This is a genomic window from Vreelandella titanicae BH1, from assembly GCF_000336575.1.
Taxonomy (GTDB): Bacteria; Pseudomonadota; Gammaproteobacteria; order Pseudomonadales; family Halomonadaceae; genus Vreelandella; species Vreelandella titanicae.
In genome coordinates, this window is the sequence record NZ_AOPO01000004.1 from 214,847 (window position 1) to 228,283 (window position 13,437).

Genomic DNA, 13,437 nt, shown 5'->3' on the forward strand with positions numbered 1-13,437 from the left:
CCCGTTGAGCGACATATCAAAGCAACTTATTGACACGCCCTAGCCTGGCTAATGAAATCCTCTAGAAAGGCCATCGCCCGCTCAACATCTCGTTCATAAATAAACAGGTGATCGAATACGGCACCACACTGCGGGCCAGCTTTAATGCCGTGTTCATTTAGCACTCGCAGAACAGGGCCGAGAAAACCAATCACATCGAAAGGAAGCTCGCCATCCGTTGATACAACTCGAAACGGGCCGAAGCTATCTCTTATCGAGACCTCAGTTTTTAAGCGTTCAAGAGCCGCCTCGTCGACTATCGCGGATACACCTGCCTGATCGCGAATTAAACAGCTGTACCGAGCATCGCTTGCCACGAACACGTTAGCCACATCTTGAGCGGATGTATCGCTAAGATCGAACATCCAGTAGCGTTCAGGCCAGATTTTCAATGTCATATTCGCCCATACCGCCATTGGATCTATAGACATTACACTCTCCTGTTAGACCGCCAATGACCGCTCGATTCGACAGCTGTTAAAACGTCACATCGAAGCAGCAGCTGGCCTATACCGTATGATACAAAGTGCTGCAGCTATTATATGAATTCAGGCGATTAAGCTCAGGACTCAGAGCTTGGAGCCTCCTGGTTTGGCCGCAACTGAAGCTGGATGCCGAGTAAGAAATTTCGCAGCACCTGATCTTTGCACTCTCGATAATTCTTATGGCTGGGCTTGCGGAAAAACGCACTTAATTCATGGTTACTTAGGTTGAAGCCAGCCAGTTCAAAAGCAGCCAAAATATCTTCAGCCTTTAAATTCAGCGCAATGCGCAGCTTCTGGAACACCATATTGTTGTTCAACTGCGATTCTGGCACGGGCTGTGGCCCTTCGCGCTTACCACGCTTAAAGCTAATGAAGCCGTTCAAAAACGCCGCTAGCTCTTTGTTCTTCATGGTGACAAAGGCGTCGTCGTCATCCTTTTTCAGCCAGGCCGTTACCTGCTCTTGAGCCACGCTGACCTCTGCCAAGGCGAAGATATCCACGATGGTGCTGTCTTTTAAATCAAAGGTGTAACGTATACGGCGAAAAATATCGTTATTGGTCAAAATAGTGTCCCTAGTCTTAGGCAAACCCAGCACAATCAGGCTTTATGTGCATCTACGTTTATCGTGATATATGATTAAAATCAGCAGCTTAAATAAACTAGGCTTTGTACGAAAACTGCCTGCGCTCGCCAATACGGCGTTAAAAATCACCTCGTGCGCGAGTCCGATCAAAATGCTCATTTACAACCTGTAAATTCGCACGCGAATCCGATCCTTTTTTCGTTGATTTTTGCCTTGTCTAGCCTTCGCTCGCCGACTTTTCGTACAAACCCTAACCTGTGGTCAGTTTCCCAAGCAGCTCGTCAATTTCGTCTTTAAGCTCGCCATCTTCAATTTTATTGGCCGTGACTTGGGCATTTTTAAGATTACTGATAGCCGCATCGGTTTGGCCCAGTTCAACCTGCAACTTCGCCATGGAGAACGCAATGGATGACATGTGATCTTTTGAGTTAACGGCGACGGCCTTTTCAAAGGCTTTTTCGTAGACTGCCAGCGCCTCATCCAGCTCTTCCGTGAAGTCAGCCAAGGTTTCCCACTGCTCTGGATGATCTTTATCGGTGCTCTCATTCTCGGTGCAAATAGCTTCCAACTGCGCATAGAGCGCATCAAAAGCCTCTCTATCCTCTTTATCGGCAGCCTTCATGAGCTTTTCAGCGAGTTCGTAAACCGCCTTGTATATTTTGGTGTTAATCATGAACGACTGCCTTTTCTCTATTTAAAATATAGTAACAAGTAAACAAACCTGCTGAAAATCAACGTATGTAACGAAGCCACCCCACCGTCACCGGTGGCATTATACCCTTTGGGGATGGCTCTACGGGCGATCATTTTACGGTTTTTGTGCTGGGGTGTTGGTATGTTTTGCTTGAGTGGTCGTCCTAGCTGCTCGCGCCATCAGACCACTCCTTAGAGGCATTGGAGGACATTTCAGCTACCAATGGCAAAGATTCGACCTGCATTCAACGACTTGGCTTCTGCAATGCCTGGTTAAGTGACTCCAAACTATCAGGGCCACCATCCAAACGAACACAACCATCTGATTCTGACGCCCAAGAAGCCGATGAAGAAAGGTGAAGATGAATAGATATTTGCGACGCAGTCTCATCATTCAGCAAACCAGCGGGAACCCATACCAACTCCGTGTCTCTCAGTTGGTTGGGTACCAGACTACCGCAGACCGAACAAAAATCATTCCGATAGCCGGTTGGCTTCTGAAAGGTACTGATTTTGGATTGGCCGGAAAGCCAACGGAAGCTATCCGCTTTTACAAAAGTGGCCGTATTTGACGCAGACCCTGTCGCTTTGCGACACAGAGAGCAGTGACATTGATAGAAGTTCGGCAGTTTCCCTTCGATTTCGAACTTAATCTCCCCACACAGACATTCACCTTTCATTGAATATTCCTTTGGTTTAAGCAGCAAGCGGCCCTAGACGACCGCAGACCGCGAATCGCTGTTAACAGCAGCACTCCATGACTAACTCAGGATGACCCGTTAATTCATCCATTTTCTCATCTAATACAATAAATCCATGCTTCTTATAAAAATTGATACTTGGTAAATTTTCACTGTAGACCGTCAGTTGCAAGCACTCCCTTCTGCTCTTGGCATCGTTAATAAGCGCAGACCCCACACCTCTCCCCTGTAAGTTTGGAGACACAAAAGCGGCGGCCAACGTATTTTCGTATAGACTGTAAAATCCAGCTAATTGTCCCTCAGATTCAAATACAAAAGTCTCCGATGCAGGGAGATATACATCACGCATTTCACCAACTTTTGAGCGCCAAAAATCTGATCCAATAAAAGCGTGTGCTTTAATTGAGGCTGAAAGCCAGATATCCAGCACTTGATCAATATCTGACTCTCGATATTTGCGAATCATCTGCATATTCCTTTCTGATAATCAACTGCACCAATGGCATCACGGAGAGCCATGTGATAAATGTTGCCGGTGCAGTACAGAGCCAAGTAAATCAGGAATCCACCCAGGCTTGAAGAGTGAGGGATCTTTATCGAGTAATTCGTCAAGGCTCCACCATTTCCACTGCTGAATAGTGCTCTTCTCCTCATCTGTCCACTTTGCGGCAAACACCTCTCTGTTTGCAGGCCACTCAACTAAAAAGTACTGTTCAAGCCACCGCGCTGGCACCGATCTCGCAACGGCGTAAACATCATCACGCTCTCTTAACATTTCTCCAACGTCTTGTGCTAAACCTGTTTCCTCATATAGCTCACGTTTCGCAGCCTCAGCATAGCTCTCTCCCGGTTTTAGCTCACCTCCCACGGTGGCCCAAAACGGAGACTGATGTTCATCTTGATATAAAAACAGCAGTAAACGTCCTTCTTCATCAACGATTATTAACCTGGATGATTTTCTTGTCTCCATTTCTAATGCTCCGCTGCTCCTATAAATATTAACGTCGGCTTTCGCAACTGCAGAGATGTGTAAAAGGCCAGCCGATACACTGACCAATCTTCGCAGTAGCAATACAATATTACTTTAGGCTTTGTCTGAAAAGTCGGCGAGCGAAGGCCAGACAAGGCCAAAATCGGCGAAAAGACGGATAGGACTCGCGCACGAGCCGATTTTTAACGCCGTATGGTCGAGCACAGCCAGTTTTTCAGTCAGAGCCTAGCTCCCTATCACTAGGGTTCACTTTGTAGCACCCTCCATCTGTGGTTAAGTCGCCACAATGCATGAACTCAAAGGTAGAAAGCACTTTCTCACCTTGCTGTAGGAAGTAAACAAACACCACCAATCACTAAACGAGGTACGTACGGCATCGATTAAGACTTCAAAACGATCAAAGCCAATGTGCCCAATAGATTTATTCTCTTCCTAGTAAGCGCTGCTATGCCAGGAAACAGGTGTCCACTCTTCACCGTGCCCCTCTTCCGGCCCCCTCTCCTTCCATTGGGTTACGTAATGTCTCTCACTTTCCGATATCCCTTTTTTAGTTTCAACTCTCATTAAAACTCCAGAACTTAACAGCTAATATAAATTATACTTAATTTCACTAAAAAAATAACTCCATCGCTGGCCAGCGCCCCCCTATGGAGGCTGCTATGCTTGTTACTGAACATGGCGGTTTAAATTTTATTCGGCCAACAGCCTCTTGACCTGGGCGCTCTCTTCTTCGGGGAGCTTCAGATTGCAGATAATCTTTCCTTCTGTGAATCGACTCTCAAACTTATTTTCCTCTGTAGTGATGAACGTTACTGAGATCACTTTGGAATAGAAAGCGAGGAGCAGGTCAACTAGACGCCAAGCGCTTGAATCTAATACAAGTCTCCGCTTGTCACAAGGCATTACAAATGCCCTGATGGCAGCTCAGTGATATTGCCGCAGCGCCGCCAGTGCGCGCTGAAGAAAATCGAGTTGGGCATCTCGAAGCCAAGTACCGCGGCGAAGTTCTGGCTCGTTCATCTGCACCTTGCGTATTTCTGCTTGCGCCTTTGGGTCCTGACCAGCATAGCCTTGAAAGATGGCCAACCAATCCTGAGCCACCTCTCGACCGATTTCGCTTTCGGGGCTAATACCTTGTTCCAGCATTTGGTTAATACGCCTGAGGAGAGGCGGCCAATGTTTCATATAGTCGCCATAACGCTCAGCCAAGTAGGCATAGACTGACGGACTCAGGTGGCGGCGGAAGATCGCTAGCTTGTGCTCCAGGAAAGCCTGCTGGATGAAGTTCAACTGCTCCCTTTCAATGGACAGATAGTCCCGTAGAGCCTGCTCTCGCTCGGCCATCAGGCTCAGCTTACGGAGTAGCTCAGGGTTACCAGTAGTATCCTGCTCTAGTTGCTCCATCCAGCGCACCGCTAAATTTTGGGCTGAAGGAGCGGTCGGCTTTACGCCTTCGGCCTGGAGAGTATTTAATTCATCCAGCAGCAGTTGCCACTGAGCCCGCGTGGCACGCTGACGTGTGTAAAAACGCAGATCTTGAAGTTCATCCCTGGAGAAGTAGCGACTATAAGCCTCCAGTAATTCCAGAGTATTGAGAAATGCCTCAGTACTGGGTTCTGCTTCTCCAGCGAATGTATTCCGCAGCTGCTGCAAGTGATCCCTCAAGCGCGTAGCGCTATCGATTTGGGCGTTTAGGGCTGTGATGTTGTCGTTCACAAGCGTTTTGATAGAATGACGGGCATCGTCTTGCAGAAGTGAGGCGACCTCTGCCAAGGTGAACCCCAGGTTCTTAAGCAGTTGGATACGCTGTAGGCAAGCAATATCCTGAGCATGGTAGAGGCGATAGCCAGCCTCGGTACGACCCGAAGGTTTGAGGAGCCCCAAAGCATCGTAATGATGCAGAGTACGCACGGTGATACCAGCGCGCCGAGCTAGTTCACCCGCTTGCATAGGCTTAAGGATATCGTCGCTTTTATTTTGCCTCATGAGCGATGCCTTCCCTCCTTCTACTTTCTCCATCAGCTCTTATTGATTGCATTGATTTGACTCGGTGTACGTTTATCACAGCAACTGAGCCATTTTACCCAGCGCTTCCCCCAGACGCGCACCACGATTTATCGCAAAGCAACAATATAATTAAATCCACCGCCGGCAATCTGCAACCCGTCCTTACGCCGGTGAAAATATCGCTGGTTCAGGCTGGTGGTATCATTATTGTCCACCTGGGCAAAGCCCATTCCTTGCAACCCCTCCACCAACGTTGCAGGATGGAACTGCGAGAGCCAAGGTTCCCCCATGGCAGCGAATATCCGCTCAGAAACAGCGACTATCGATTGTTCGATGGGGTTGAGCAAATTGGTAGCCACACGATAGTCGAAGACAATAATCGACCCTGGAGGCAAGCCAGCCACCGATTCCAACACATTACATACCTGCTCCGGCGTCAGGTAAGGGCTAACGCCCATCCAACTAATAGCAACGGGCTGAGTACAATCGAGACCTGCCCCTGACAGCACTTCAAGCCAGCTTGGCCGCGTCAGGTCAACTGCTACAAACTGCATTTTGGCGGGTATCGTCAATCCGGCCTGCGCCACCCGATCTTGTTTGAGCTTCAGCATTGCTGGCTGATCCACCTCATACAGATTCACATGAGGCATGCTTGCACCATAGCGCAAGGCGTAGGTATCCAAACCAGCACCAAGACTCACTACCTGAGACACGCCCCTTGCTACAGCTGCATTTAGTGTATCTTCTGAAAGCAGGCTACGGGCGACAATGCCTGCGCGCATGGAACGGGCGCTAGAGTCGTTATAAGCAAATGGGTCAGCACTCACTGCTTTACCAAGCTCTGAACCGAGCAGGGACAAGCTCAAAGGATCATCTAATACTCTTGGCTCGTCCAACAACTGATGCACCGCACGGGCAATCGCCACGCGATGGGCAGAGTCGTTGGGATTGGCCTTTGAGGTCTGAATCGTCTTCGGATCCTGCATTGTTAGCTCCATCGTTTTTTAACAATGCAGGGACTCTAAGGCCTCACGTTGCGTGAAGGTCAATATCCCAGAACGAATTAATTTAGTGCTTTTTTTAACCTACTAAGGCAGATCCAGAATTTTGTATCAAAACGCTAATCTACCCACCAGAGCGGTGGCATATGAGCAATAATGGACCCTCTTTACTGTGGATTGACGTCACGAAGTAAATGGAAGGGGGCTCCCGAGCACCCAATTGAATAGGCCGCATGCCGCAAACTTCTTGCTGACTTGCATCACGCGCTGGCCTAAATAACGCGCAGCGAACAAGTCTGTGTCATCTAAAACACCGTCTACTGAATGAGCGATAAGCCCAGATTGCGCTCCTAGTCTGTTACGCATTTCAGGATCGTAGTTGCCTGGGATATCCAAACCTACCCATAGTTCATCACACCTCCCCCTTCCGTTGTTGCACTGCTTGTTGCTGCGTTTCTCCCTGCGTTACGGGTTGCTGAGCATCGCGGTTTAAATTCCGCTCGGCCGGTATATCGTTCAGGTACTCGACAAACTCCACTTCAAAACCGGCCGGATCGACAAAATAGACATTTTTGCGAAACGGCTCTACAGCTCCTGGTTTCGCAATGGCATAACCCGCGTTATTCAACCTGGCCACAACGGCATCAAGGTTATCGGTCACATAGGCAAAATGGGCTAAGCCAACGCTGTGGCCTTTCAAATCGGGGTTCGCCCCTTCGCCGTTATCGCTTAACGCCAGGTAATGTTCGTCGTCACCAAAGTGCACCCACTTGCGTGGCTTGCCATATCACTCGCCATGGCCTTCAATTCACTGCCTCCGTTGCCAGAAGGCCTCCTGACTGAAACGCCTTGGCCCCTGATAGCTGGCCTTGAGATGCCAGAGATAGCGCTGGCTAACCGCCTGCATCTCCTGCTGGTAGGCACCCAGTGATTGGTGCAAACCAGACTCGATAGCCTTGGCCGCACTGGCTGCCGAGGCCAGGGAATGAAAGAGCCCTTGGGAAGCGAGTGGATCGAAAGCCAGCAGGGCATCACCGATGGCCAGAAATCCCGATCCCGCCTTCGGCAACTGGTCTACTTCCAACAGAGAAGTGCCAGCCGGTCGCCCGCGTACACGGGCAGGAGCCAGCCCCTCCAACACCTCTGCCAACAGAGCATGCTCCCTGGCTCGGGCCAGAAGGGCGTCGGGGAGGCGCAGCAGCTGACGGCTCAGCGGATCATCGATGTCCATGTGGTAGGCCAACACCCGCTGCCCATGAGGCAGAGGCACCGTATACCACCAGCCACGGGCATCCGCCTGAATACGCATAGTAGCGTCCTGGCTCTCAGCCGCTTGATCCAGGAAACTGTAGAGACACATCAGAGGATCATCGGCGTAGCGCCGTAATCCCAATCGGCTCCCCAAGTGCCCACTGCGGCCCGTGGCGTCAACCAACACCGGCGCCCTGAACGATCCCAGTGTCGTATCCAGGAGCCACTGGCCCTGACGATGGCGGATATCCATTTGCTTGCAGCCTTCCCCCAGCGTCACCCCGGCATCTTGGGCTCGCCGACGCAGCATCTGCTCGAATTCCCGCCGATCCAGATACCACCCAGGGCCAGCCGGATCCTGGATGGCATCCCTCCAGACCGGCTTGTCATTATCCCACACTGATACTGCAGCGCCCCGCTCCCGGTGTCCCGCGTCTCGAAAAGCCGCCATCAGGTTAAGACGCTGCAGCAGCACAGCGGCCGCTCCCGGCAGGGACTCCCCAATGGGGCTCGACCTGATCGGGAAAGCCCGGCGTTCCAGAACCAGCACCCGATGCTCCGGCCGCAGCAGGGCGCCGAGTGCCAGCCCTGCGGGCCCGGCACCAACAATCACTACGTCGAAGGGGCGATAGTTAGCCATTAGCGGCCGCGTCGTTGTTCGATCAACAGCTTCCGCATGCCTTTGTCTGTGTCATGCCGCTCCTCAGGCGTCAAGTCACGGCCGCCTCTATCTTCGACCTGCATCTGCGGCGGGAAGTCGGGATCCCCGTTGAGCCCTGGCTGCACCTCTACGATCCCCATCTGATCAAAATCAGTCACCATTCTCGCCAACTGTTTATTGTGGCCAGCGCCCAGGGTGCGATCCCAGTCGGCACGCTGATGGTAGGCAGCCAAGCGCTCTTCTCTCGGCAGCGAGTCGTTCATCACCGTGTCATAGTTCTCCTTGCTCAGTACCTGATTAGGTACCCGAGCAGGCCAGAAGGTGGGTAGATAGGGATCGTATTCGGTGTCGTAGCCGGAGCGGCAACTGGCAGTGTCAGTTTGCCAGGGAATAGCCATCCAACGGGTGATAGAACCGGGGGATTGGCCGTACAGAGGACCGTTATAAGACTTCACCATGGCCGGAGTCAGGGTCGTGCCGTAGTCCGGCTCCGGATCTTCGGGACTGCGGTGGCGCCAGCGGTAGGGTTCCATATACATGGTGCTATGGCGTACCGGCCAGGTCATCTCACACCCCGGATGGAAAGCGTCGGCGATGCAGAACTCCATCGCTGCTCTGTCCAGCATAGCGGGCTGCTGCTCCAACGGAACCTTGTCGATACTCTCAGGTGATTGCCGATGTGGATCGTAGTCCGCTTCAAAATCCCCTTCTGCCCACTTGTCCAGAAGTGCCAGTTGGGTGGTGGTCAGGGTGTTCATAGCGTCGGGCACATTTGGCATGGGAACATTCATGGCATCGCCATAGATCCAGGGCCAAGGCTTCATGGAGATATCGCCGTCCTGGGGATTGCGGAAGCTATTGGCCACGGTGCGCCTAAGTTCGGCGTAGGTTTCACCCGGCTCGGCCAGTTGCGACAGGTAGCGGTGCTCCAGGAAGTACTGGGGCATGCCATAGCCGAAGCCAGCGGCAAAGCCCGCATTCATCCATTGTAGATCGCACATGGCTTTGAGGATGGGCAGTATGTCGTCGGTAAAGGAAGGTCTGGTGGGTGCCGGTAACTGGCCAGCCTGGATAGCCACATCCGTCATCAGCGCGTACATGGTACGCACTGCTTTCTGCTGTGGGCCGTAATTGGGCGGAGCCACCACCACCCAGGCTGGCGTCACGGTAATCGGACGGCCATCCACCAATACTGTGGCCGTCACGGGGCCGTCACTGGTGTCATCATACCAGCCGTCATTATTGGCGAAGGTAATGGGTGGCTTTTCCTGATAGGAAGCGGAGCGCCCATGGCCACCGAATACCTGCAGGCGACCAACAGTGTCGGTGCGTAACTCCCCCAGTGGCACCTCTATTCCCATGAACGTGCCGCCCTGAAACTGAGCCACGCCGGAACAGGTATTGATGCTACGCGCTCCTGGGGTAATGGACAGATTGTGCCTATCCCGCAGAGCCACCTCGGCGTTACGACGCGTGGAAGGCGCTGCCGTCTCAGCTTCGGGGATATCCAACGCGAGCTCGAAGTTGTACCAAGCCGCTTTATGGTTAGCTACCTCCACTGTCCAGGTAATCTCGGTGGTAGGATCCATGGTCAGTTCCCGCACTACCCTACCGTTGCCGTCGTAAGCGTAGATGCGGAACTCGGCGACCTCGCGCTTCAAGGCACCAGTGGCGTCCCGATAGGCCCCCGGTTCCCTGGGCAGGGGCTCGGTGACCTGGGGGCCGATGTAAAAACCGTCGCTTTGTTTGGAATTGCCCACCCTGGCGATACCAATGGCCGGGTGAATTTTGGCGTAAGCGATCTCAGACATCTGTCACTCCCTTTTTGTATGGGACGACACCATGAAGCGAAGGTGTTCTGGCGCCGCATAGGCTCATGAATCTCTGAACTGTAACTGAAGAAATAGTAAAGCTGGATCAGCGGTACACTGCTGCTTACCAAGATAGAACAAGACAGCCACTTATTCACTGCAAAAGGTGAAATTTAATTTGGGTCTCATCTATTCAAATTGCGCTGCTACCTTTTACAAGGTAACTGGCCTTCCCCGCTTAAGGGTTTATTAAACACAACCCAACCATTATCTCCTACGATTCCCAAAATCAGTCGGTGTAAACTTATAGCTAATCTCTAAACACAGGAAGGCAGCTATACAGCCTGAATTGATAAGAGCTCCTTGCAAAACCCTTGAAATAGCTCACCTACGTGCCTAGCTTAGCTATTATGGCTAAGAAAAATGTCCTGATGAACTTTGGGGAATTGTTGAGCCGCTCTTGCCACTGGATTCACCCAAGCATGATGGTGGTGGGCCATGTGTTTCCAACCGTGCCGCCTTGACCGGCATCCTGTTTGTTCTTAAGTCAGGCATCCCGTGGGACGTGTTACCTCAAGAAATGGGATGCGGTTCCGGCGTCACTTGCAACACGATAAGAGCGGCGTACTGACCCCCACCATGCGTTCACTGTGCTGGGCAGGCTGCTTACTGATTGGCTTTAAACAGCTCACACGACAGTTTTGAAAGATACTCAACGGAGCAATCGGCAACAGAGGCGGTATTGCTGCGCCCCTAAGTTTCCGATCTTTCAACCGTTAAGCCGATTTCCTGTCCATACGAAATTTCTAAAACATGTCCATCAGGATCATTTATGAATGCCCAATAGCCTACCGGATAGCCGCTATCAGTCGCCTCCCGGGACAATATTCCTTCGCGCCTAGCTTGGTCACATAAATCATCTACTTCACTCTTGCTTTTACAACCAACACCCAGGTGGGCAAAAGGCCCTAATATAGGAACCGGATTACTGCTTTGTACTAACACTAATACAAATGGCCGTGATTTATCTGACAACCAAACGACTCGCTTTTCAATTTCCTTATCTGTTCGCTCATGAATGACAGACATGTGGGCATAGCGCTGATAAAAATCAATACTTTGATCTAAGTTACTTGCTGATAACGCAATGTGCGTAAAGCCGACATCTATTTTCATTATCAATCCAAAATTTCTAGTTTTAAAAAAGAGACTTTCTGGCTCGTTATTGCTTACAAACCCCTGCTTATCAAGAGCATGCTTGACTACCAAACACCGCTAATTGTCTATCTCTCCTACGTTGCTGTTTGCTGAGCATCGCGGTTTAAATTCCGTTCCGCCGGGATGTCACTCAGATACTCGACAAACTCCACCTCAAAACCGGCCGGATCGACAAAATAGACATTCTTGCGAAACGGCTCTACAGCTCCTGGTTTGGCAATGGCATAACCCGCGTTATTTAACCTGGCCACAACGGCATCAAGGTTATCGGTCACATAGGCAAAATGGGCCAAGCCAACGCTGTGGCCTTTCAGATCGCGGTTTGCGCCTTCGCCGTGATCGCTTAACGCCAGGTAATGTTCGTCGTCACCAAAGTGCACCCATTTACGCGGTTTGCCATACCACTCGCCATGGCCTTCATCGCGTACCCGCCAATGCGGGAATACGGCGCGGTAAAAATCCAGCATGGCATCCATATCATCAACGACCAGATTCACGTGTTCCAAGTACATAAGTGTCTCCTTGCATTAAGTGAAATGGCAGGATAAAACCTCAACTTCACTTGAGGTAAAGCTGTTTTTGGAAAAAAATGGCAAAAAAGATTCAGGAGTGCGTGATGGCAGAGGCAATTTGGAGTGTTGGCAAGGTGGCAAAGCGCTGCGGCATTAAAGTCAGTACCTTGCACTTTTACGAACAGCAAGGCCTGATCCAAAGCTGGCGCAATGCGGGCAACCAGCGCCGTTACAAACCAGAAGTACTTAGGCGGATTTCGGTGATTAAAGCCGCGCAGAAAGTCGGCGTCAGTCTGGATGAGATCAAGCGAGCTTTTGAATCACTGCCCAATAACCGCACACCGACGGTTGAAGACTGGCAACAGCTTTCAAAAAACTGGCAGCAGATGCTTGATGGCCGGATTGCTTATCTGCAAAAGCTGCGTAATAACCTGGCAGGCTGTATCGGCTGCGGCTGTCTGAGCATGACCAGTTGCCCGCTCTATAACCCGGACGACAAGTTGGCGGAATCAGGTAGCGGCCCGGTGCTTCTCGATCAGGCAGAACAGAAAGCGAGAGCCCAGCAAGATCCAAGCGCTAGCTCATAGACCTTAAGAGTAGTCCTCAATAATAGCTGTCGAGCCTTAATCTACACGGATGAACCACTTGGGCTTGATGCGCCCGAAGTCACGACGGGTGTTTGTTTTCAAGGCTTTCTTGGAATCCAACACCACGGTTTCCCGCTCGCTTCTAACAAACACCACCCAATGCCAGAAAGGTCTGCCCTGCTCCATCCGCCATTTGATCGCCAACAGTGCTTTATCTGGAAGGCGCTCCCAGGTATCAAATGGCGCCTCCATAGGTGCAGCCGTGATTCCCAAAGCACGCAAGAGCTTACGAACGTACTCGGTGTCTGACCAAAGCGCTGTGTCTTCGGCATAGATACCCAAAGCGTTTGCTTTTTCTTTGGCCTGCGCATAGCTAATGCCCGCAAGAGCAGCGCATGCTGCGATGCCACAGCCGGATATTTCTTCTTGAATGACGGGGTTCATTTGCATATTGATTAACGTTTGCTATAAATGGTGCGAGGAACAAGCGTTCAACGACCTAAATAATTGAATTTAATTGCATTTTTATTTCGCTAACTCACGATCTAACTTCAATTACCCTGAGACTCCACTTTCGCCAATTTCTTCTCTAGCTTAACAACTTTAGAAAATGAAATGATGCCAAAAACAAACCCCAAGATGCCCATCGACATTCCCATAATTCCAAAAATGAATCCTATATCGCCCATGTTATCTCTCCGATTTTAAAGCTAATTCTGACCAATATTAGCGTACTATAAAGCATCACTTACCATTCATTTAATGAATGCCTTTAATTTCATCACAAAAGTCGCCGTTCAGCACTATGAAGCTAATTGCCCTGTTCGAGCAACGAGCGGCTGCTTTTACGCTATACTGCATCATTTTTCATTTTCGACACACCTTACGACCATCGG

At 50.8% G+C, this 13,437-nt stretch carries 15 protein-coding genes and 2 pseudogenes; 2 read left to right on the plus strand and 15 right to left on the minus strand.

The window, feature by feature from the left end; all coding sequences use genetic code 11:
- Positions 1–26: 26 nt before the first annotated feature.
- The 11 genes and pseudogenes from HALTITAN_RS10080 to HALTITAN_RS10130 all read right to left on the minus strand — a co-directional run bounded on the left by HALTITAN_RS10080 (position 27) and on the right by HALTITAN_RS10130 (position 10,224).
- The gene (locus tag HALTITAN_RS10080; RefSeq protein WP_009287040.1) at positions 27–470 is read right to left on the minus strand and encodes a hypothetical protein; all 444 of its coding nucleotides are present in this window, start codon (positions 468–470) and stop codon (positions 27–29) included.
- 131 nt (positions 471–601) lie between these two features.
- Complete coding sequence (locus HALTITAN_RS10085; protein ID WP_039859130.1) at positions 602–1,087, minus strand: YehS family protein; 486 nt, start codon at positions 1,085–1,087, stop codon at positions 602–604.
- A gap of 271 nt (positions 1,088–1,358) precedes the next feature.
- Complete coding sequence (locus HALTITAN_RS10090) at positions 1,359–1,781, minus strand: hypothetical protein (protein ID WP_009287042.1); 423 nt, start codon at positions 1,779–1,781, stop codon at positions 1,359–1,361.
- 265 nt (positions 1,782–2,046) lie between these two features.
- Positions 2,047–2,481: a GFA family protein gene (locus HALTITAN_RS24835; protein ID WP_083868779.1), complete on the minus strand. Its 435-nt coding sequence runs from the start codon at positions 2,479–2,481 to the stop codon at positions 2,047–2,049.
- Between the two features lie 61 nt (positions 2,482–2,542).
- Complete coding sequence (locus HALTITAN_RS10095) at positions 2,543–2,968, minus strand: N-acetyltransferase (protein WP_039859132.1); 426 nt, start codon at positions 2,966–2,968, stop codon at positions 2,543–2,545.
- A gap of 39 nt (positions 2,969–3,007) precedes the next feature.
- On the minus strand, positions 3,008–3,472 hold the full coding sequence (locus HALTITAN_RS10100) for an NUDIX hydrolase (protein WP_039859133.1): 465 nt from the start codon (positions 3,470–3,472) through the stop codon (positions 3,008–3,010).
- Positions 3,473–4,417: 945 nt separating this feature from the next.
- Positions 4,418–5,479 carry a MerR family transcriptional regulator gene (locus HALTITAN_RS10110; RefSeq protein ID WP_161609177.1) on the minus strand — a complete coding sequence of 354 codons (1,062 nt, stop codon included), beginning with the start codon at positions 5,477–5,479 and terminating at the stop codon, positions 4,418–4,420.
- A gap of 128 nt (positions 5,480–5,607) precedes the next feature.
- Positions 5,608–6,486: a class I SAM-dependent methyltransferase gene (locus tag HALTITAN_RS10115; RefSeq protein ID WP_039859136.1), complete on the minus strand. Its 879-nt coding sequence runs from the start codon at positions 6,484–6,486 to the stop codon at positions 5,608–5,610.
- A gap of 427 nt (positions 6,487–6,913) precedes the next feature.
- Positions 6,914–7,306 (minus strand): annotated as a pseudogene (locus tag HALTITAN_RS10120) (VOC family protein); the annotation flags it as partial.
- 3 nt (positions 7,307–7,309) lie between these two features.
- Positions 7,310–8,392 carry an NAD(P)/FAD-dependent oxidoreductase gene (locus HALTITAN_RS10125; RefSeq protein WP_039859137.1) on the minus strand — a complete coding sequence of 361 codons (1,083 nt, stop codon included), beginning with the start codon at positions 8,390–8,392 and terminating at the stop codon, positions 7,310–7,312.
- The gene (locus tag HALTITAN_RS10130; RefSeq protein WP_009287046.1) at positions 8,392–10,224 is read right to left on the minus strand and encodes a LodA/GoxA family CTQ-dependent oxidase; all 1,833 of its coding nucleotides are present in this window, start codon (positions 10,222–10,224) and stop codon (positions 8,392–8,394) included. Before HALTITAN_RS10130 ends, HALTITAN_RS10125 begins: the two co-directional genes overlap by 1 nt.
- A 430-nt stretch (positions 10,225–10,654) precedes the next feature.
- Here HALTITAN_RS10130 and HALTITAN_RS24845 point away from each other — a divergent pair.
- Positions 10,655–10,831 (plus strand): annotated as a pseudogene (locus HALTITAN_RS24845) (transposase); the annotation flags it as partial.
- A gap of 146 nt (positions 10,832–10,977) precedes the next feature.
- Here HALTITAN_RS24845 and HALTITAN_RS10135 read toward each other — a convergent pair.
- Complete coding sequence (locus HALTITAN_RS10135; RefSeq protein WP_039859138.1) at positions 10,978–11,400, minus strand: VOC family protein; 423 nt, start codon at positions 11,398–11,400, stop codon at positions 10,978–10,980.
- A 116-nt stretch (positions 11,401–11,516) separates the two neighbouring features.
- Entirely contained in the window at positions 11,517–11,954 is a 438-nt protein-coding gene (locus HALTITAN_RS10140; RefSeq protein ID WP_009287048.1) for a VOC family protein, read from the minus strand.
- A 104-nt stretch (positions 11,955–12,058) separates the two neighbouring features.
- On the opposite strand from HALTITAN_RS10140, the gene soxR reads away from it, so the two are divergent.
- Positions 12,059–12,541 (plus strand): redox-sensitive transcriptional activator SoxR, encoded by a 483-nt coding sequence (gene soxR, locus HALTITAN_RS10145; protein ID WP_039859139.1) that lies wholly within the window; start codon positions 12,059–12,061, stop codon positions 12,539–12,541.
- 36 nt (positions 12,542–12,577) lie between these two features.
- Here the strand turns inward: soxR and HALTITAN_RS10150 are convergent, their stop codons facing one another.
- Together HALTITAN_RS10150 and HALTITAN_RS25745 are read right to left on the minus strand one after the other, a co-directional pair.
- Positions 12,578–12,985, minus strand: coding sequence for a hypothetical protein (locus HALTITAN_RS10150; RefSeq protein WP_039859227.1), 408 nt, complete (start codon positions 12,983–12,985; stop codon positions 12,578–12,580).
- Positions 12,986–13,092: 107 nt separating this feature from the next.
- Positions 13,093–13,230 carry a hypothetical protein gene (locus HALTITAN_RS25745; RefSeq protein WP_169331552.1) on the minus strand — a complete coding sequence of 46 codons (138 nt, stop codon included), beginning with the start codon at positions 13,228–13,230 and terminating at the stop codon, positions 13,093–13,095.
- Positions 13,231–13,437 lie beyond the last annotated feature (207 nt).